General features: G+C 67.6%; 15 protein-coding genes. 6 read left to right on the top strand and 9 right to left on the bottom strand.

The annotated features are described in order from the left end of the window. Positions 1 to 13 precede the first annotated feature (13 nt). Both HBF26_RS14065 and HBF26_RS14060 read right to left on the bottom strand, forming a co-directional pair. Positions 14 to 940 carry an alpha/beta hydrolase gene (locus tag HBF26_RS14065; RefSeq protein WP_425483002.1) on the bottom strand — a complete coding sequence of 309 codons (927 nt, stop codon included), beginning with the start codon at positions 938 to 940 and terminating at the stop codon, positions 14 to 16. A 155-nt stretch (positions 941 to 1095) separates the two neighbouring features. Continuing rightward, on the bottom strand, positions 1096 to 1845 hold the full coding sequence (locus tag HBF26_RS14060; RefSeq protein ID WP_167127710.1) for a 3-oxoacyl-ACP reductase family protein: 750 nt from the start codon (positions 1843 to 1845) through the stop codon (positions 1096 to 1098). Between the two features lie 117 nt (positions 1846 to 1962). On the opposite strand from HBF26_RS14060, the gene HBF26_RS14055 reads away from it, so the two are divergent. The 5 genes from HBF26_RS14055 to HBF26_RS14035 all read left to right on the top strand — a co-directional run bounded on the left by HBF26_RS14055 (position 1963) and on the right by HBF26_RS14035 (position 5922). Beyond that, entirely contained in the window at positions 1963 to 2901 is a 939-nt protein-coding gene (locus HBF26_RS14055) for a LysR substrate-binding domain-containing protein (RefSeq protein WP_167127707.1), read from the top strand. Positions 2902 to 2998: 97 nt separating this feature from the next. Then, positions 2999 to 3412, top strand: coding sequence for a type IV pilus modification PilV family protein (locus HBF26_RS14050; protein WP_167127704.1), 414 nt, complete (start codon positions 2999 to 3001; stop codon positions 3410 to 3412). Continuing rightward, complete coding sequence (locus HBF26_RS14045) at positions 3370 to 3945, top strand: PilW family protein (protein ID WP_167127701.1); 576 nt, start codon at positions 3370 to 3372, stop codon at positions 3943 to 3945. Before HBF26_RS14050 ends, HBF26_RS14045 begins: the two co-directional genes overlap by 43 nt. A gap of 226 nt (positions 3946 to 4171) precedes the next feature. Then, the gene (locus HBF26_RS14040) at positions 4172 to 5200 is read left to right on the top strand and encodes a glycosylasparaginase (protein WP_167128044.1); all 1029 of its coding nucleotides are present in this window, start codon (positions 4172 to 4174) and stop codon (positions 5198 to 5200) included. A 2-nt stretch (positions 5201 to 5202) separates the two neighbouring features. Then, the gene (locus tag HBF26_RS14035) at positions 5203 to 5922 is read left to right on the top strand and encodes a copper homeostasis protein CutC (RefSeq protein ID WP_338039677.1); all 720 of its coding nucleotides are present in this window, start codon (positions 5203 to 5205) and stop codon (positions 5920 to 5922) included. Between the two features lie 1296 nt (positions 5923 to 7218). Here HBF26_RS14035 and pdeM read toward each other — a convergent pair. The 7 genes from pdeM to HBF26_RS14000 form a co-directional block, all read right to left on the bottom strand. Continuing rightward, positions 7219 to 7878, bottom strand: a complete 660-nt coding sequence (pdeM, locus tag HBF26_RS14030) for a ligase-associated DNA damage response endonuclease PdeM (RefSeq protein ID WP_167127698.1) — start codon at positions 7876 to 7878, stop codon at positions 7219 to 7221. Then, positions 7875 to 10316, bottom strand: a complete 2442-nt coding sequence (locus tag HBF26_RS14025) for a ligase-associated DNA damage response DEXH box helicase (protein WP_167127695.1) — start codon at positions 10314 to 10316, stop codon at positions 7875 to 7877. Before HBF26_RS14025 ends, pdeM begins: the two co-directional genes overlap by 4 nt. Beyond that, on the bottom strand, positions 10273 to 11868 hold the full coding sequence (locus tag HBF26_RS14020) for an ATP-dependent DNA ligase (protein WP_167127692.1): 1596 nt from the start codon (positions 11866 to 11868) through the stop codon (positions 10273 to 10275). Before HBF26_RS14020 ends, HBF26_RS14025 begins: the two co-directional genes overlap by 44 nt. Continuing rightward, complete coding sequence (locus tag HBF26_RS14015; RefSeq protein ID WP_167127690.1) at positions 11868 to 12890, bottom strand: ligase-associated DNA damage response exonuclease; 1023 nt, start codon at positions 12888 to 12890, stop codon at positions 11868 to 11870. Before HBF26_RS14015 ends, HBF26_RS14020 begins: the two co-directional genes overlap by 1 nt. A 51-nt stretch (positions 12891 to 12941) precedes the next feature. Next, entirely contained in the window at positions 12942 to 14705 is a 1764-nt protein-coding gene (locus HBF26_RS14010; protein ID WP_167127687.1) for an ABC transporter transmembrane domain-containing protein, read from the bottom strand. Between the two features lie 85 nt (positions 14706 to 14790). Next, on the bottom strand, positions 14791 to 15387 hold the full coding sequence (locus tag HBF26_RS14005; RefSeq protein ID WP_167127684.1) for an IMPACT family protein: 597 nt from the start codon (positions 15385 to 15387) through the stop codon (positions 14791 to 14793). 195 nt (positions 15388 to 15582) lie between these two features. Next, positions 15583 to 17094, bottom strand: a complete 1512-nt coding sequence (locus HBF26_RS14000; protein ID WP_167127681.1) for a GGDEF domain-containing protein — start codon at positions 17092 to 17094, stop codon at positions 15583 to 15585. Positions 17095 to 17392: 298 nt separating this feature from the next. On the opposite strand from HBF26_RS14000, the gene egtB reads away from it, so the two are divergent. After that, positions 17393 to 19561 carry an ergothioneine biosynthesis protein EgtB gene (egtB, locus tag HBF26_RS19900; RefSeq protein ID WP_167127678.1) on the top strand — a complete coding sequence of 723 codons (2169 nt, stop codon included), beginning with the start codon at positions 17393 to 17395 and terminating at the stop codon, positions 19559 to 19561. The last annotated feature ends 3 nt before the right edge of the window (positions 19562 to 19564 follow it).

Genomic DNA, 19564 nt, shown 5'->3' with positions numbered 1-19564 from the left:
GCACGGATGCGCCTCAGCGAGTTTCCGCGGGAATCATCCCGATCGTCGCGAGCCACTTCTCTGCAAGTTCGGGCCAGTGCGTGATGGGTTCGGCCGTGGGCCGCAGCCCGAACGCGTGCCCACCATGGGCGTAGAGGTGTAACTCCGCGGGTGCTTCGGCCTTCGTCATGGCCGTGTAATACACGAGCGCCTGGTTCGCACCATCGACATGGTCGTCTTCGGCTTGCAGCACGAACGTCGGCGGCGTGTCCTTCGTGACGGGGATGTTCGGATTCAGCGTGCGGTAGTCGGTGGTGAGGTGGCCGGGGTAGATGGCCAGCGCGAAGTCGGGGCGTGCGCTTTCCTTGTCCACGGCATCCACCGGGGCATAAATGCGCTTTCGATAGTTTGTGCTCGCTTCGGCGACGATGAACCCGCCGGCAGAGAAACCGAGAACACCGACCTTGTGTGGATCGATATGCCATTCGGCTGCGCGGGCGCGTACCAAGCGCAGCGCGCGCTGGGTGTCGGCGAGCGATGGCAACGACAGCGCGAGGTTGTGCGGCCTGCAATCGCATCGCCAGTCGTACGGAGCGCTGGGTACGCGGTACTTCAAGAGCACGCAGGTTACTCCTCGCGGCGTGAGCCAGTCGCAGACTTCCGTGCCTTCCAGATCCATCGCCAGGCCTTCGAAGCCGCCCCCTGGCACGACGACGACCGCCGCACCCGTGTTGCCCGAGGCCGGCGAATAGACGGTGATCGTCGGCTGCGAAACATTGGTGACCCACGTCACCGGTTTGCCGCCGATGAGGTCGGTGCCCGTCTTGACCGACTCGGGACCGGGCACCGCATTCGCGTTGGGCGGCTGACCCGGCCACAACGGTATCTGGCTGCGCCCTTCCGCGGGCTGCCAGGTGGCGGTTTCGGCCATTGCGGCGCTGGATGCCAGCGCCACGACCAAGGCGACGAGGAACGGCCTCATGTGTTTTTCCCCTGCGTGAATGGAAAACCCATTCTTCAACGCATGCGGGGCGTGGTGCGGCGGGATTGCTGTCCTTGCTCGGGCAAGCCGTGCGGAGGGAGGGGATGCCCTCCGCTCCGTTTCCCCGTCCGGGTTCAGGCGGCAAAGCCGCCGTCGATCATGAGGCTGGCACCGGTGATGTAGCCCGCTTCCGGCCCCGCGAGGTAAGCGACGAAGCTGGCGACTTCCTCGGGGTGTCCATACCGTCCCGCGGCGAGCATCGGGATGAGGCCTTGTGCCATCGGGCCGCTGGCCGGGTTCATGTCGGTGTCGACAGGGCCGGGCTGCACCACGTTCACGGTAATGCCTTTCGGGCCCAGGTCCCGGGCAAGGCCCTGGGTCAGTCCCTGCAACGCCGACTTGCTCATGGCGTAGACCGCGCCGCCGGCGAAAGGCATGCGCTCGGCGTTGGTGCTGCCGATGTGGATGATGCGGCCGCCCTGGCCCATGATTCTCGCCGCCGCGCGGCTGGCGATCACGGCGGCGCGCACATTGACGGCGAGCGTGCGGTCGAGATCCTCCGTCGTGAATTCCTCGATCGGCGCGATGGCGAGCACGCCCGCGTTGTTCACGAGGATGTCCAGCGCGCCGAAGGCTTCCCTGGTCTGCGTCACCGCCGCCTCGATCGCCTTCTCGTCGGCGCTGTCCGCCTGAATGGCCATGGCGCGACCGCCGGCCTTTTCGATGTCGTCGACAACGGCTTGGGCCGCTGCGGCGCCCTGGACATAGGTAAGCGCGACGGAGGCACCGCCGGCGGCCAGGCGGCGGGCCACCGCCGCCCCGATACCACGGGATCCGCCGAGGACGAGGGCGCTCTTGCCCTGGATGCTATTGAGGTTGCTCATGGTCGATCTCCGGTAAGTGGAATGGCTCTCGTGCGCCATCAATTTAGGCGCGCGGAGCCACAACCGGTAGCCACGGAACGGTAGTTTCATTCCATCCAGAAGGTTTAGAATCGAAACGTGGACACCTTGAATGGCATCGCCTGTTTCGTTCGCAGTGCGGAGGCGGGCAGCTTCGCCGCGGCAGCGCGCGTGCTCGGGCTGACGCCCGCCGCCGTCGGCAAGAACGTCGCACGGCTGGAGGTGGAACTGGGTGTGCGGCTGTTCCAGCGAACGACGCGCCGCCTGTCGCTCACCGAGGCCGGCGAAGCCTTCCGCCAGGACGTGCAGGGCAGCCTCGACCAACTGAACCACGCGATGGCGAATGCGAGCGCCCGCACGACGGGCCCGGCCGGCGAGTTGCGTGCGGCGCTGCCCAACGCCTTCGGCCGTGAATACATCGTTCCGATGCTGGACACGTTCCTTACATCGTTCCCGTCCATCCGGGCGGACTGGCGTTTCGACAATCGGCCGGTCGATCTCATCGCCGATGGCTTCGATGTCGCGATCGGCGGAGGCTTCGATCTCCGGCCCGGCGTGGTGGCTCGCGCACTGGCACCTGCGCATCGCATCCTCATCGCGTCGCATCGGTTCCTCGACGACGGCCCGGCCATCGCCACGCCCGCTGATCTCGCGGGCCGAAGCGGCATCCTTATCCGTTCGCCGCAGACGGGACGCGTCAGGGACTGGGTGCTGTCCAATCGCTATGGCGCGGAAGCGGCCATCGAACTGGACAGGAGGGTCCTTTTCGACGACCCCGACGCCGCGTGTCACGCGGCGGCCCTGGGTATGGGCATCGCGCTCGTGGCGGTGCAATCGGCATTGCCGTGGATCGAACGCGGCCGGGTGAAGCGTGTGCTGCCCGACTGGTGGGTCGAAGGCGGCAACCTGTCGCTGTATTACCCCGCGCAAGCCTTGCTGCCGCAGAAGACCCGCGTATTCATCGACCACATCGTGGAGAGCTTCCGCGTGCAGGATCTGGCAGGCCGCTTCAACGCCCTGCACCCCGCCGTGCTCTGAGTGCGGGCGGCCACCACCGTCACCGGTTACACGTGCGCACGCAACGCATCGCCGGCTTCCCATGGCGGAGGACGGGCGCGCGAACGAGGCTGCACGGATGCGATACGACCGTGGCTCTTCCCTCATCGAATCACTCACCGCGCTCGCGATATTCGCCATCGGTTCGGCTTGCCACGCCGTGTGGATCGGGCAGTCCATGGCCACGCATGCGCGCGCGTCGCGGCTGGTCGCCGCCACCACGATCGCCTTGAGCCTCGAGGCACGAATGCGCGTGAACCGGGAAGGCGCGCTCGCAGGGCACTACGAAAGCGAAGCACGCAGCCTGTCCTGCGCCGCCGGTTGCGACTGGCGTGAAATCGCCGCCGCCGACCTCTGGCTTTTCCACAAGGCCATTGACCGGCATCTCGGCGCAGGTGCGTCCTCACGTGTGGCGTGTGGGCCCGCGAGCGAATGCACGATTTCCATCGCATGGTTGGGCCGTCCCGTTATCGACTGGTCGTTCCGACTGTGAATGCGCGGGGCTTCACCCTGATCGAGTGGCTGATCGGAACCGCCGTCGCGGGCATCGTGGGCGCGATCGCCCTGGCGGTACTTTGCCGAACAGGGCTCGTGGCGGCGCGTGCGCAATCCGACGTGCGCATCGACGCCGACGCCTGGCTGGCGCTGGCCGCCATCTCGCGCGATCTGCGTGCGGCTTCGCAATGGCGCGGCTGCCTCGACTCCGACGCCTGCGCGATCGGAGCGCCACGTCGCGTCGGTTCCGCGATCGTCGCGGACAAGGTGCAATGGTTTGCCGACGATGGCCTGTGGCGCTGCGAGCGGGACGAGACGCGTCTCGGGAACCCTTGGGCCTGCGACCGGTTCCTCGATAGTGTTGCTTCCGTGCAATTCGTGGTGGACCTGCGCAGAGGCCACGGTCGGACGATTCGACGCGACTACGCGGAAGGCGACGGCGACAGAGCCAAAGCGATCGAGGTCGTCGTATGGACTCGCAAGAGCAGGCCCTACTCCCGCACCACCGGCCTTCATGAACGTGCGCACTGAGCGTGGCGCCATCCTCATCGTGGTGCTCGCGATCCTGGCCATGATGACGGTCGTGGGCGCGGCGGTGTCGCACTCCGCCTCGGCGCGCATGCTGGCGGTGCGTGAGTTTCTGCGCGTCGAAATCGAGGCCCGCAAGTTGCGCGACGCACAGGTGGCGACGCAGGCAGCCGCCATGCGACCATCGGTGGCGGCGCGACACGCGCGTCGTCGAACAGAAGGGGAGGCCATGGATCGCAGACGATTCCTACAGGGCGCCACGATAGCCTCGGGCGTGGCGATGACCGCGACCGGTCTTGCGAAGAGTGCCGCCAAGGCACCTTCAGGCGCATCGGGCGGCACCGTTCCCCGCGTGTGTTCCACCTGGGACTTCGGCGTGGCCGCCAACCAGGCGGCGTGGAAAGTGCTCTCGGCCGGCGGCCGTGCACTGGACGCCGTGGAACAGGGCGTGCGTGTGCCCGAGGCGGACCTGAAGAACCATAGCGTGGGCCGCGCGGGATACCCCGATCGCGACGGCAAGGTCACGCTGGACGCCAGCATCATGGACGAAAGTGGAAATTGCGGCGCCGTGGCCGCGATCGAGCATATCGCCCATCCCATTTCCGTGGCGCGGCGGGTCATGGAGCGCACGCCGCACGTGCTGCTCGTTGGCGACGGCGCGCTCCAGTTCGCGATGGAGCAAGGCTTCCCCCGCGAGGAACTGCTCACGCCCGAGTCGGAAGCGGCGTGGCACGAATGGCTGAAGTCGGCGAAGTACAAGCCGGTGGCCAACAGCGAAGTGAAAAGCTACAACGCGGGCCCGGGCGGTACGCCGGGCGATGCCAGCAACCACGATACCATCGGCATGCTTGCCATCGACGCAAAGGGCAATCTTTCCGGCGCCTGCACCACCAGTGGTATGGCTTGGAAGCTGCACGGTCGCGTGGGCGACAGCCCCATCATCGGCGCGGGACTCTATGTGGACAACGAAGTCGGTGGCGCCACCTCGACAGGCGTCGGCGAGGAAGTCATCCGCAACGTGGGCAGTTTCCTGGTGGTGGAACTGATGCGCCAGGGGCGCTCGCCCGAGGATGCGTGCCGCGAGGCCGTCGAACGCATCCTGCGCCGCAAGCCGAACGCGAAGGATCTCCAGGTGGGCTTCCTCGCTATGGACAAGAAGGGCAACGTCGGCGCCTGGGCGATCCAGAAAGGCTTCTCGTACGCGGTTTGCGATGCGAAGAAGCAGGATGCGCTGATTCCCGGCAAGAGCACCTACTGATCGTGGCGCTGCTCGAAATCGCGGCCAATTCGGTGGCGTCCGCCTTCGCGGCACAGGAAGGCGGTGCAGGCCGCGTCGAACTGTGTGCCTGCCTGGAAGAGGGCGGGGTCACACCCTCGCACGGCACCATCGCGCTGGCCCGCGAGGGCCTTTCGATTCCGTTGTACGTGTTGATCCGGCCTCGCGCGGGCGATTTCCTCTACGAGAACGCCGAGATCGAGGCGATGCTCGACGACATCGCCCATTGCCGCGACCTGGGTTGCGAAGGCGTCGTCGTCGGCGCGCTCACCGCGGAAGGCGAGGTGGACCGCGAGGCCTGCGGGCTGTTCCTGCATGCGGCGGAAGGCATGGGCGTGACCTTCCACCGTGCGTTCGATCTCGTACCGGACCGGCACGAGGCGCTGGAGGCATTGATCGATCTCGGCTTCGAGAGGGTACTCACGTCCGGCGGCATGCCCAGTGCGGTGGCAGGTGCTTCCGCTATCGCGCGGCTCGTGTCGCAGGCAGGCGGCCGCATCGCGGTCATGCCGGGCGCAGGCATCGAGCCCGGCAACGTCGTCGCGTTACGCGAAGCGACGCGCGCCAGGGAGTTCCATGCCTCCGCCAAGCGTCGCCTGCCATCGGCCATGCGTCGCGTTCCTGGGGACGCACTGGGCATGGGGGCCGGCGAAACACGTACGGATGTCGAGACTGTGCGCGCTCTGGTCACGGCCTTGGCCTGAGCGGTTGGTGTGACTTCGTCTCGCGGAATGCCTGTTGAGTTCGCTTCGTAGGGTGGGCTCGCCTGTTCGGCCTCGCGCTCGGCGCTCGTACGTGGTCGGGAAGCCAGTACCCGTTCCCCTCGCCGCGAAGGCTTACGTCGTTCCTTGCGAAAGGAGAGCCGCTGCGCGGCTCAATGTCTTATGGCTTCGCCGCGGCGGACCCGGGCGTTCGGGCGGGGGTCTTCGACTCGGCATCCCTGCCTCGGCGAAGACGGCGGGCCGTCCTGGCCCGCCCCCTTGCGGGCCTTTTCCGCCCGCACGCCCTCGACTCCAGACATCGCGGCGAGGGGAACGGGTACTGGCAGCGGACGGTGCGGGTTCCTGTTGGGAGAGCGAAGCGTGCGTTGGGAAAGCGGAGCGCGAGCCGATGGTGTGCTTTGGGATGTCAAGAGCACTCCTCGTCAGCCCTGCCTTATCTTCGAGCGCAAACTCGAGCAACCATACGGGCGTAAGCGAGGAGACACCGGCGCGGCGACCTTGCTGCGAAACGATCGGTTAGATCTGGGAACGAACGGTCGACCGCGCCGGCTCTCGACACCTAATCTGACAGCAAACGGGCCAGATAAGGCACGACGGTAGGATGGGACGCTGCGAGACCGTCGCATCGCACCCTTGTGGGAACCACTTCGCTTTGTGTGGGAGCCGCTTCAGCGGCGATGGGTGCTCGCGGCAAGCTGGCCCGCTGCCGCGGGATCGCCGGCATAGCCGGCTCCCACAGAGAGCGTCGCGAATCGTCTCTCGTGCGGATGGGCATAAACGCGCAAGGCGCTCTCCTACAACACGCGAGAGACTCCCAACTATCGTCGTGCCTGCGAAGGCAGGCACCCAGCGACTCAAGCGCGGACGGTCACGACAGACCAAAACAACAACGCAAGCCACGCACCAAACACCACACCCCGCCGCATCGTCCGATGCCGGCAGCCGTCGCCCTCGCCGCGATGTCTGGAGTCGAGGGCGGCCGGGCGGAAAAGGCCCGTCAGGGGGCGGGCCAGGACGGCCCGCCGTTTCCGCCGAGGCAGGAGGCCGAGTCGGAAACCCCCGCCCGGACGCCCGGGTCCGCCGCGGCGACGCCATGAGACATTGAGCCGCGCAGCGGCTCTCCTTTCGCAAGGAACGACGTAAGTCTTCGCGGCGAGGGCGACGGCTGCCGGCCTCCAGATCACGGCACACGCGCCGATGCGATGCCGCAAGGCGAGCCCATCCTAAGAAGCGAGCCACACAAGTACCAAGCACGAAGAACAAGAGGCCCTGAACCGGCTACACCCGGCCACGCTGTCTCACCGGCACCAGCCCCGCGGGTGTGGTCGCCACGATACGTCGGCCGGACTCGGGCACGATCTCGTGCAAGCCGGTCAGTGTGCCGAATGCCGGCAGCATGGCCACGTCGCGATCAAAGACGAATGCCGGCAGGCGATGCCGTCGCCAGCCGTCGCGCACGGTTACGCCCGGATGCACGTGCCCTGCGAGCGTGTAGCCGCCCTTGTGTGGCGACGGATGGTGCGCGAACACGAACGGTGGCGCGAACACATGATCGGGGCGCACGTCGATGCCCAGCGTGGCGACGTCGAAGTGTCTGTCGTGGTTGCCCGCGATGAGGTCCATCGCTACTTCCGCGTGCGATTCGCGCCACGTGCGAACCTTTTCCACCCAGCCACTACGTTCCGTCGCCGCGCCGTGCACCAGGTCGCCGAGGACCACCAATCGTGCCGGTGCAAACTCGGCGATAAGCGCGTCGAGACGGGCCAGATCGTCTTCGGTGTCGCCGCTGGGCACGGCGATGCCTGCGCGCCGGAACACCGCACCCTTGCCGAAATGCACGTCGGATACCAGCAGTGTCCGTCGCGCCGCCCAGTGAATCGCGCGTTGCGCGTGCAAGGTGAGACGTTCGCCCGCGACCTCGATATCGTGCGTCATCATGCGTCGGCTCCTGCTTCCAATGTGGCGAGCATCCGCTCGACGCGGGTCTTCCAGTCGTCGCCGGCGATGCCGCCGCGCAGCCGCTCCACCCAAAGCGGAAAGGCGAGGGGACTCAGCCGTTTCGTTTCGCGCCACAGCAGCCGCGATCGCGACACGCGTAGCAGGCACGCGCGCAGCCGCGAATAGTCCAGCTGCTGGTCGAGTACTTCGCGCTCGGCCTGCCATAGCAGGGGGTGCGTGGGGTCGTGGCGGCGAAGCACGTCGAACAGCAATCCGCTGGATGCCTGCAACTGGCGAAGCGTCTTGCCGTGCGCGGGATATCCGTTGAAGACGAGCCCGGCCACGCGGGCGATCTCGCGGAACTGCCGCCGCGCCAATTCAGAGAGATTGATGCTCGCGCGGATATCGGCACGAAGGCCCCAGGGATGAAGCAGGCGGCGCATCGTTTCCTCGTCCAGGGGTGGCATGCGCGCAGCCGTCAGTGTCAGGCCGTAGTCGTTGACGGCGTACCCGTAGTCGCCGGGCTGGATTCGAGCCATGCGATAGGCGAGCACGGCGGCCAGTCCTTCGTGCGCCAGACGCCCTGCGAAGGGGAACACGAAGAGGTAATCGCCTTCGCGGGTACGGGTGCGCTCGCAGAGCGTCTCGTCGACGCGCGGAATGGACGACTGCCGGCTCTGTACGTCGAGCAATGCTCCGAGCGCGCGCATCTCCGCGGACGCAGGGATGCCGCCCGCCAGCGCCTCGCGCAGTTCGTCCGACAGTTCGCCGGAGAGAGGCAGCCGTCCGCCCATCCAGCGAGGCACCCCGCCTCGCCGGTTGGGTGCGGCGCGCACGTAGGCTGTCATGTCGCGCACGCGCACCAGTTCGAGGTTGCGGCCGGCGAAGAGGAAGCGATCGCCGGGCCGGAGTCGCGAAAGGAAGCTCTCTTCCACCGTGCCCAGCCGGGCGCCCTTCATGTAACGCACGTGCAGGCTGCCGTCGGACGTGATCGTACCGATCGAGAGGCGGTGCATGCGTGCGATGCGCCCGCTGTCCACGTGGAAGCGGCCGTCGGTTTCCACCAGCTTCTGGTATTCCGGATAGCTCGCCAGCGCCGAGCCGCCGGTGCGCAGGTAGGCAAGCACCGCGTCGAAGCGTTCGCGCGGCAGGTTGGCATAGGCAAGCGACGACGTGATTTCGGCATAGGCGTCGTCGGCGGTGAAGCCACCGCCGAGAGCCATGGTGAGCAGGTGCTGCGCGAGTACGTCGAGGCAGCCGCGCATGGGCGGGCGCGGTTCGAGGTGTCCTGTCTCCAGTGCGTGGCGTGCCGCGGCGATCTCCGCGAGTTCAAGCAGGTGGGTCGGTACGCAGAGGATGCGGGAAGGAGCACCTGGCCGGTGCCCACTGCGGCCGGCGCGTTGGAGCAGGCGCGCGATGCTCTTGGGGCTGCCGACCTGGATCACGCGCTCCACGCTGGCGAAGTCGACGCCGAGATCGAGGCTGGACGTGGCCACCACGCAGCGCAGGGCCCCCACGCGCAAGCCCTCTTCGGCGGCGAAGCGCAATTTCGGGTCGATGGAACCGTGGTGCAATGCCAACGTATCCGGCGACTCCGGCCATACCGACGACAAGGCCTCGTGCCACAGTTCCGCCTGCGAGCGCGTGTTGGCGAAAACCAGGCTGCTGCGTGCCGTCATTACGGCATCCAGCACGCGTGGCAGCTGCGAAAGCCCCAGGTGGCCGGCCCACGGGAAACGCTCGCCGCTTTCCGGCAGAGCGCTCTCGACGATCGTTTTCTTCTTCGAGCGGGCGCCGATCAGCACGCCGTCAGGGGCGAGCGCGTGCAAGGCTTCGTCGAGGTTGCCGAGCGTGGCCGACAGCCCCCAGGTGCGCAGGCCAGGCAGCCAGTGACGAAGACGCGTCAGCCCGAGTTGCAGCAACGTGCCTCGCTTGTTGCCTACCAGCTCATGCCACTCGTCCACGACGATGCCGCGCAGGTTGGCGAAACGCTCTTTCGCATCCGGATAGCTGAGGAGCAGGGCCAGGCTCTCCGGCGTGGTGACCAGCAGTTCGCACGCACCGCGGCGGAGGCGGGCCCGTTCGGCGCTGCCGCTATCGCCCGTGCGGCGCAGCACGCGCCAGGGAAGTTCCATCGCTTCCACCGCGGACGCGAGGTGTTGTGCGGTGTCCGTGGCCAGCGAACGCAACGGCGTGATCCACAGGAGTTGCAGGCCCATCCGCGGCCGCAGCACGGCGTCGATCAGCGGACCGCCCGCGGCAGCCAGTGTCTTTCCGGTGCCGGTCGGCGCGTGGATCAGCCCGTTATGGCCCTTGTGCCACGCGCGCCATGCTGCCCGCTGGAACGGTGCGGCACGGCGTTCCTGCGCGGCGAACCACGCGAGGAGGCGCGCCTCAGCCCGACGCCAGGCGGCGGAGGTCGTCGAGCTTGTCAGCATCGCGAATGCCCAGATCCGTACGCCAACGCAGGATGCGCGGGAAGCGCACTGCCACCCCGGCCTTGTGGCGGCCCGAGGCCTGAATGGCCTCGAAGGCGAGTTCGAAGACGTGCGTGGGTTCGACCGAGCGCACGGGTCCGAAGCGGTCGATGGTATGCGCGCGGATCCAGCGGTCGAGACGGCCGATCTCGGCGTCGTCGAGGCCCGAATACGCCTTGGCCACCGGCACGAGCGTGTCGCCTTCCCAAACGCCGAAGGTGTAATCGGTGAAGAGCCCGGAACGGCGTCCATGACCCGGCTGCGCATACAGCAGCACGGCATCGACCGTGTAGGGGTCCACCTTCCACTTCCACCAGTCGCCGCGCTTGCGGCCGACGCGGTAGGGCGATTCCAGGCGCTTCAGCATCAGCCCTTCGGTACGCCGCTCGCGCGACTCGTGGCGCACGGCGGTCAATGCTTCCCATGTCGACGCGTCCACGGCGGGCGACAGCGCGAGCGTGGGACCATGCCCTTCCACCAGTGCGGCCAGCATGGCGCGTCGCTCGCGAAGCGGACGTTCGCGCAGGTCCTGGCCGTCCAGTTCGAGTAGGTCGTATGTCATGAGTCGCACCGGCGTGTCGGCAAGCAGCTTTGCCCCGGGCTTGAGCTTGCCGATGCGCTTCTGCAGCGCGGCGAAGGGCAGCGGATGCGCTTCGTCGAGCGTCCACGCGAGGATCTCGCCGTCCAGCACGCAGCCGTCCGGCAAGTTCAGCGCGGCTCGCTCGATCTCCGGAAAGCGGCCGTCCAGCCGTTCTTCGCCACGCGACCAGAGCAGCGCGCCGTCGGCACGGCGCATCAATTGCGCGCGTATGCCGTCCCATTTCCATTCGGCCAGCCAATCCCCGACGCTTCCCAGCACATCGATATCCTGCTCCAGCGGCGAGGCAAGAAAGAACGGGTAGGGCCGTTCGCCGGCGTGCTCGTCCGCGCGTTCCGGTCCCGCGAGCGCGAGGAAGGCGTCGGCCGTGGGCTTCCATGTGCCGCTCAGGCGATGCGCGATGAGATCCGTGGGAAGATCGGCCCACTGGGCCAGGGCCTGCACGACGAGTCGGTGCGAGACGCCGACGCGCAGGGAGCCGGTGAGGAGCTTGTTCACCAGGAACACCTGCTCCCGCGGCAAGGGCCTCCACCATTCGCGCAGAAGCTCGATGCGTTCCGACGGCTCCAGACGGGCGAGGGAGGGCAACCTTGCTTCCATCCAGACGTGCAGGGGCACGTTGTCGCCGCCGTCTTCCGTGCCCGGAAGCATGAGCGAGATCGTCTCCGCCAGGTCGCCGACGTGCTGGTAGCTGTCGTCGATCAGCCAGTCCGCATAACCCGTTTCCGCCGCGAGGGCCAGGCGCAGCTCTGTGGACGTGGCCGTGCGCTTGAGCTTGCCGCCACCCAGGACGTAGACCGCCCACGCCGCGTCGACCGCCGGTGCTTCCGCGAAATACGCCGCCATCGCGTCGCGCTTGGCGGACGTGGACGAGGTGCGGTCCAGGGCTTCGAAGAGCGCGGCGAAGCGGCGCATCAGTCGCCTTCCTCACTGCTGCGTGACTCCGGCAGGGTGCCCCCGAGGGATCGCAAGGGGAACGCCTCGTGACCGGTGTCGCGCAGGTGCCTGACCAGCGCTTCGCCGTCGCCGTGCGTCACGTAGATGCGCTTCGCGCCGCAGTCGTCCACGCTGCGCAGCAGGCCCGGCCAGTCGGCGTGATCGGAAACGACAAAGCCGCGGTCGTACCCGCGACGCCGCCGCGCGCCGCGTACCTGCATCCATCCCGAGGCGAAGCCGGTCGAGGCCTTTCCGAAGCGGCGCATCCAGGGCGAGCCGGCGGCGGACGGCGGCGCCATGATCAGTTCACCGGCGAAATCCTTGCCGCGTGCAGACTCGCTGACCGCCACCGTCGGCAGCATGTGCACGCCCGCGTTCCGGTAGACCTCCACCAGCCGCAACATGGCGCCATGCAGGTGCACCGTGCGGTCGGTACGCGTGGCCAGTTCCGCCAGCAGACGCTGGGCCTTGCCCAGCGCGTAGCAGAACAGCACCGCCGGCACGCCGCGATCGCGGCATTCGTCGACCCACGCCAGGATGTCGGCCACCACCGTGCGCATCGAGGGCCAGCGATAGATGGGGAGGCCGAAGGTGGATTCGGTGACGAACACATCGCAGGGCACGGGTTCGAACGGTGCGCAGGTCGGATCGGGATCGCGCTTGTAGTCGCCGGACACGACGACAACCTTGCCGCGGCCTTCTATGCGGACCTGCGCCGCGCCGAGGATATGGCCCGACGGGTGGAACGACAGGCTCGTGTCGCCGAGGGTGAAGCGTTCGCTCCAGTCGTGCGCGTGGATGACGGACTCCGCGCCCAGCCGTTCGCGCATCAGCAGGGTGCCCGCCGAGGCGACGTGATAGAGGCCGCTGCCCGATCGCGCGTGATCGCCGTGCGCGTGCGTGACGACGGCGCGCGCCACGGGCTGCATCGGGTCGATGAAGAAGTCGCCCGCGGGACAATACAAGCCTTCGGGGCGCGGCAGCAGCAGGTCGCTATCCATGCCGCGACGTTAGGTGGCGCTTAGTCAACGCCGCGAAAAGGTGACGCGGGATCAGGCGACGAACTGCAACCGGGCCAGTTCCGCGTACAAGCCGCCCTCGGCAAGCAGGCTGTCGTGGGTGCCCTGGGCCACGATGCGGCCGCCGTCCATCACCACGATGCGATCGGCACGTTGCACGGTGGCAAGACGATGGGCGATCACGAGGGTGGTGCGCCCTTTCTCCAGGCGCTCGAGCGCGTGCTGGATCGCGGCTTCCGATTGCGCGTCCAGCGCCGAGGTGGCCTCGTCGAGCAGCAGCAATGGCGCGTCGCGCAGGATGGCCCTGGCGATGGCCACGCGCTGCTTCTGTCCACCAGACAAGCGCACCCCGCGTTCGCCCAGCGCGGCCTCGTAGCCGTCGGGCAGGGCGGAAATGAAGCTGTCCGCTTCGGCCAGGCGCGCGGCCTCGCGCACCTCGTCGTCGCTGGCGTCCCCCCGGCCGAAACGGATGTTGTCCGCCGCCGTGCCGCCGAAGATCACCGTCTCCTGCGGCACCAGCGCGATGGCCCCGCGCAGTTCCGGAAGGGCAAGCGCGCGCAGGTCGACGCCGTCCAGGCGTATGGCGCCGGAAACGGGGTCGTGGAAGCGAAGAAGCAGGCTGAACACCGTGCTCTTGCCCGCGCCGGAGGGACCGACCAGCGCCACGGTTTCGCCTGGCGCGATCTCCAGGTGGAAATCGGAGAGGGCGGGAACGTCGGGCCGCGACGGGTAACGGAATTCCACATGTTCGAAGCGCAGGGCGCCGGTCACCGGCCGCGGGAGCGGTTCCGGCGCATCGGGCGTGCGGATCGTGGCCCGTTCGGCGAACAGTTCCCCGATGCGTTCCATGGCGCCCGCGGCTCTCAGCACGTCGCCCCACACTTCGGAAAGGCCCGCCACGGAGCCCGCAGCGAAAATGGCATAGAGCACGAACTGGCTGAGCACGCCGGGAGCGAGATCGCCGGCGATGACGTCGCGCGCACCGGCCCACAGCACCAGGGTGATCGCGCCGAAGATCAGCACGATGACGGCGGCGGTGAGCAGCGAGCGCATGCCGATGCGCCGGCGGGCCGTGGCCAGCGCAAGCGCGATGGCGCTGGCATAGCGACGACTCTCGATCGGCTCGCGCGCATAGGCCTTCACCGCCTGCGCGGCATTCAGCGTTTCGTTCGCGACCGCGGCGGCGTCGGCGATGCGGTCCTGGCTGTTCCGGGACAGCTTCTGCACGCGCCGGCCGAATACGAGGATCGGCAACATCACGGCGGGAATCACCAGTGCCGTTAGGCCAGCGAGGCGCGGGCTGGTCCAGGCCATGGCCGCCGCGGCGCCGATGAGCATGACGGCACTGCGCAGGGCCACGGAGATGCCCGAACCGACCAGGGTCTGCACCACTTCGGTGTCGGTGCCCAGCCGGGAGGTGAGTTCCCCCACGCGCGTGCTTTCGTAGAAGCCGACATCCAGCTGGATGACGTGCTCGTAGAGCGCCGTGCGCAGGGAGGCGAGCGACCGCTCGCCGAGCAGGGCGATGCAGAAATAGCGGGCGGCCGTGGCAATCGCGAGCACCAGGGCCACGCCGAACAGGGCGAGGAAGGTGCCGTTGATGGTCGCGAGGCTCGACGCGAGGAAGCCGTGGTCGATGATGTGCCTGACGGCGACCGGCAGCACCAGCGACGCGCTGGACGAGATGCCGAGGAACACGAGCCAGCCGAAGGCGAGCCCCTTGTGCGGCTTCAGGAACGGCCAGAGGTTGCGCAGCGCGCCGATGTTGCGCGACTTCTCCCTGCGTTGCTCGCTCATGCTCACGTCGTTGGTTTCCAGGCAATTCGGGAACGGATGGGGCCGCCCGGTACGGTATTCAACCGCGAATTCCTGCGAAACGGCTTCAGTCCAGGCGGCGGGGGCGCACCCGGCCGCGGGTGAGGTCCACCACCCGCGAAACGATCGAATCCAGCGCATCCAGCGGTGCCGCCACCGTCAGCGTCGCGCCGTCCGCCTCGAACGTTTCCCTTTCCACCGTCGCTCCCATCTCGCGAAGGCGAGCGTCGAGCAGGGCCAGCTCGCCGAACTCGCAGCGCAGCGCCAGGTGCCCGACGGGCACGATGGGCGTCCGCGGCGCGAGGCGCAGGCATTCGGCGGCACTGCCGCCGTAGGCCCGGGCGAGGCCGCCCGCGCCGAGCTTGATCCCGCCGTACCAGCGCGTGACCAGTACGGCCACGCGGTCGCAGCCTTGCCCGTCGATGGCGGCGAGAATGGGCCGCCCCGCGGTACCGCCGGGTTCGCCGTCGTCGTTGAAGCGATAGGCGTCGCCGATGCGATACGCCCAGCAGTTGTGCGTGGCTGCCGGATCGCCGTTCGCGTCGAGCCATGCCAGGGCCGCGGCAGGCGAATCCACAGGGGCGGCCTGGGCGAGGAACCGGCTTTTCCTGATCTCTTCCTCGTGCCGCCACGGTGCGGCCAGCGTATCCAATGGCGTGCTCAAGGTTCCAGGTGGCGCAGTTCTCGGGGCAACGAGGTTAAGGCATCCGCCGTCATGGTGTCTGCAGCGGTCTCGCCTGGTAGGAGCGCGCCCTGCGCGCGACCGCTTTTCGCCCCAGTTTGCAGCCTTGCGCGCCAGCTCCGAGCCACGGCCTCAAAACATGTCGCGCGCAGGGCGCGCTCCTACGGTGGCCAGCGATCAGCCGATGTAGCGCGAACCGTCCAGGCGCACGGTGTTCATGCGCCCGTCTTCCTGGCTGCCCACGCGATTGCGCCCGGCCTGCTTCGCACGGTAGAGGGCGCGGTCGGCCGCGTTGAGGAGATCCAGCGGGCCGCTTTCCGAACTCGCGTTGGCGGCGGCCACGCCGACGCTGATGGTCACGACGCCGACCGGGCTGAACGGGTGCACGATGGACAGCGACTGGATTTCATGGCGCAGCTCTTCGGCGAGCGCGACGGCGTCCGGCAGGTTCGTGCCGGGCGCCACCACCGCGAATTCCTCGCCGCCGAAGCGGGCGATGAAGTCGCCCGCGCGCAGGCCCCGGCGCAACAGCGCGGAAGCGATGGTGCGCAGGCATTCGTCGCCCGCGAGGTGCCCGAAGCGGTCGTTGAATTCCTTGAAGTGGTCCACGTCGATCATGAGCAGGGCGATCGGGGCCTGCTGGCCTGGACGATGCCATTCGTGCAGCAGGCGTTCGTCGAGTGCGCGGCGATTGGCCAGGCCGGTGAGGCTGTCGACGAAGACCAGCCCCTGCAACTCGTCGCGGCTGCGGACGAGGCGGAATTCTTCTTCCACCAGATCCACCTGGGCCAGCGTGCCGCGCAGCCCGATGCCGATCACGGCCGCGATGGCGGCGCCGATGCCGAGGACCGGATAACCCGGAATCACCATCAAGCCAAAACCGAGCACGCTCATGGCGAGGAACGTGGGACTGGCGCTCTGCACGAAGCGCACCAGATACACCGGGGCATGCCAGTAACGCTGCGGCATGCGCGTGGTGGTGGCCAGGAAGAGGGCGAGGAACGGCACGTCGAGCAGGACGTCCCATGGCGAGGTGCCGAACTCGGGATGCCCGCCCAGTGCGACGTAGTGATTGTAGAAATAGCCGGAAAGCGCGTAAGTGACGAAGAAGGCGCTGACGCCGCGGAAATAGAAATGATCGTCCGCCCGGTCCGTGGCGAGATAACGCAGCAGCGCGGCCACGGCGAGGCAACTGTTCTCGAAGTCGAGCATATAGGCCACATCGACCGCAGCCTGCGTGCCGACGGCCCCTTCCAGGGACACGATGGAGAACGTGCGGATGTAGAAGAGCACGCCGAGCAGCGACGCCAGCACCAGGTCGATGGCCATCGCCCATTTCTTGCGCGCCGCCACAGGGGCCGACGAGACGGACACGAGCACCGGCAGCACGTACAGGATGTAGAAGAACATGCTGTCGCCGGGCGCCGGATTGGAATTTTCCAGCACGTAGTTCTGCCGCGCCGAGAGCGACATGCCCACCGCCCACAGGGCAAGGCTGGCCAGCAGCAGCCACCACCGGCGGTCCCTCGGCGTACCCGACCGCCGCCATGCGACTGCCACGCCGACCATGGCAAGGCCGGTCACGGAGAAGAAGAACGTGTATGAGATGGCCATGCCCAGGTCGGGCACGAGGACAAGCGCCGCCACGTGGGCCGCGATAATGCTCGCCGCGACGACTGGGTACTTCATGGCGAACCTCCCGCCACCTGCAACACATTAGTCATATCGGCCGTGTGGGCGGGAAATTTAGAGCCATGGAAGGATGTTAGGGGCCGCCCGGCCCCCAAGGTGTTAAGCCGTTCCCAGGAAATCATGGTGCGGCGTGTCAAAAGCGATGGGGCAGTGCAAGAAAACATCTTTGCGAATCGGTAACGTCACCTGTTCCCGTTTGTCGGCTTGGATTCGCCCTGCGTGGGTCGCAGGATGTCCGATCCAGCCGCATGCGCCCAAGCGTATCCGGGACTGATCGTTCCACCAGGGAGCCCCCATGCAAGCCCTTGTCGATACATCCATGGCGCCCGGCGCCTCCATGCATGGCCGCGACGGCCTGCTTTCCCTCGCGGAGCGTTACGACGCGGTCCGTGCCCGCACCGAGGCACTCGTGGCATCGCTCGGACCGGAAGACATGGTCGTGCAGTCGATGCCCGACGCCAGTCCGGCCAAGTGGCACCTCGCCCACACCACATGGTTCTTCGAGACTTTCCTGCTCGGGCCGAACGTGCCCGGTTACCAGGTTTTCGACACCGACTTCGCCTATCTGTTCAACTCGTACTACGAAGCCGTCGGCCCTCGCCACCCGAGGCCGCTGCGCGGGTTGCTCACCCGTCCGGCCGTGCCGCGCGTGCTTGCCTATCGCCACCACGTGGACAGGCACATGCGCACCCTCCTGGCCGCCGACCTCTCCGCGGAATTGCAGGCGCTGGTGCGCCTGGGCTTCGCACACGAGGAACAGCATCAGGAACTGCTCGTGATGGACGTGCAGCACCTGTTCGCGCAGTCTCCGCTCAAGCCGCCTTTCGATCCTTCCTGGAAGGCTCCGGAACCAGGCCCCTCGGGGCGCTTCCGTCCAGTGGGCGGCGGCCCTGTCCGCATCGGCGCGAGCGACGAGACCTTCGCCTTCGACAACGAAGGGCCTGTGCACACGGTGTGGCTCGAACCCTTCGAGATCGCCGACCGGCTGGTGACCAACGGCCAATGGCTGGCCTTCATGGCGCTGGGCGGATACCGTCGGCCCGATCTCTGGTTGTCCGATGGCTGGGCCCAGCGCCAGGCCGAAGGCTGGGAAGCGCCGCTCTACTGGCAGCACGACGGCGAGGCCTGGTCGCACATGACGCCGGGCGGCTGGCGGCCCGTCGATCCGGACGCGCCGGTGACGCACATCAGCTACTACGAGGCCGAGGCATTCGCGCGCTGGGCCGGGGCGCGCTTGCCTACCGAGGCCGAATGGGAGCACGCCATGCGCACGCGCAACGATCTCGAGCAGGTCGACGACGTGGCCTGGCAATGGACGTCGAGCGCCTATACGCCGTATCCCGGCTTCCGCGCGGCGGACGATGCCGTGGGCGAATACAACGGCAAGTTCATGAGCGGCCAGATGGTCTTGCGCGGTGGTGCCAGCGTGACGCCGCCAGGTCATTCGCGTGTGTCGTACCGCAACTTCTATCGTCACGGACAACGCTGGATGTTCGGCGGAGTGCGTCTCGCGCGCGACGCGGGGAATTCTCCGGACCGCGAGCAGCTGACCTTCCTGCGCGATACCCTCGCGGGACTCTCGTCGTCACCCAAGGCGTTCTCGCCGAAATATTTCTACGACGGCACCGGCTCGGAGCTCTTCGAAGCCATTTGTCTCACGCCCGAATACTATCCGACACGCACGGAGACGGCGCTGCTGCGCGAGATCGCACCGGCGCTCGCCGAGGCGATACCGCAGGGCGCCGTGCTGCTCGAACTGGGCAGCGGCGCCAGCGACAAGACGCGCATGCTCCTGGACGCGGCGCCATGGATCTCCGCTTATGTGCCGGTAGACATCAGCCCCGATGCGCTTGAAGGTGCGACGGCACGATTGCGCGAGGCCTACCCGTCCCTGGCGGTGCAGCCGGTGGTGGGCGATTTCACCCAGGCGATCGAGCTGCCGCCCTCGCTCGCCGGCAGACCCGTGGTCGCCTTCTTTCCGGGTTCGACCATCGGCAACTTCACGCCGGAGGAAGCGGTGGCGCTCTTGCGATCGGTGCGCGAACGGCTCGGCGACGACGCTCGCTTCATCGTCGGGGCCGACCAGGTGAAGGCGCTGGACGTGCTGCTGGCCGCCTATGACGATGCGGAGGGGGTAACCGCAGCGTTCAACCGCAATGTGCTGGTACGCATCAACCGCGAACTGGGCGGCGATTTCGACCCGCAGGCGTTCGAGCATCGCGCCGTATGGAATCCGGCTTGCGAACGCATTGAAATGCACCTGGTGAGCCGTGAGGCGCAGCGCGTCACGGTGGCCGGACAGATGTTCGCGTTCGCCGCCGGCGAGTCGATCCACACCGAGAACTCGCACAAGTTCACGCCAGCGTCGTTCGCCCGCCTCGCGGCGGACGGCGGATGGGAGGTGGAACGTTCCTGGATCTCGCCGGATCCGGCCTTCGCAGTATTCGTCCTGAAAGCCGTCTGAGCG

The organism is Luteibacter jiangsuensis (assembly GCF_011742555.1).
In the GTDB taxonomy this organism is placed as follows: domain Bacteria; phylum Pseudomonadota; class Gammaproteobacteria; order Xanthomonadales; family Rhodanobacteraceae; genus Luteibacter; species Luteibacter jiangsuensis.
The sequence above is the reverse complement of the archived record's forward strand: the minus strand, read 5'-3'. Positions and strand labels throughout refer to the sequence as shown.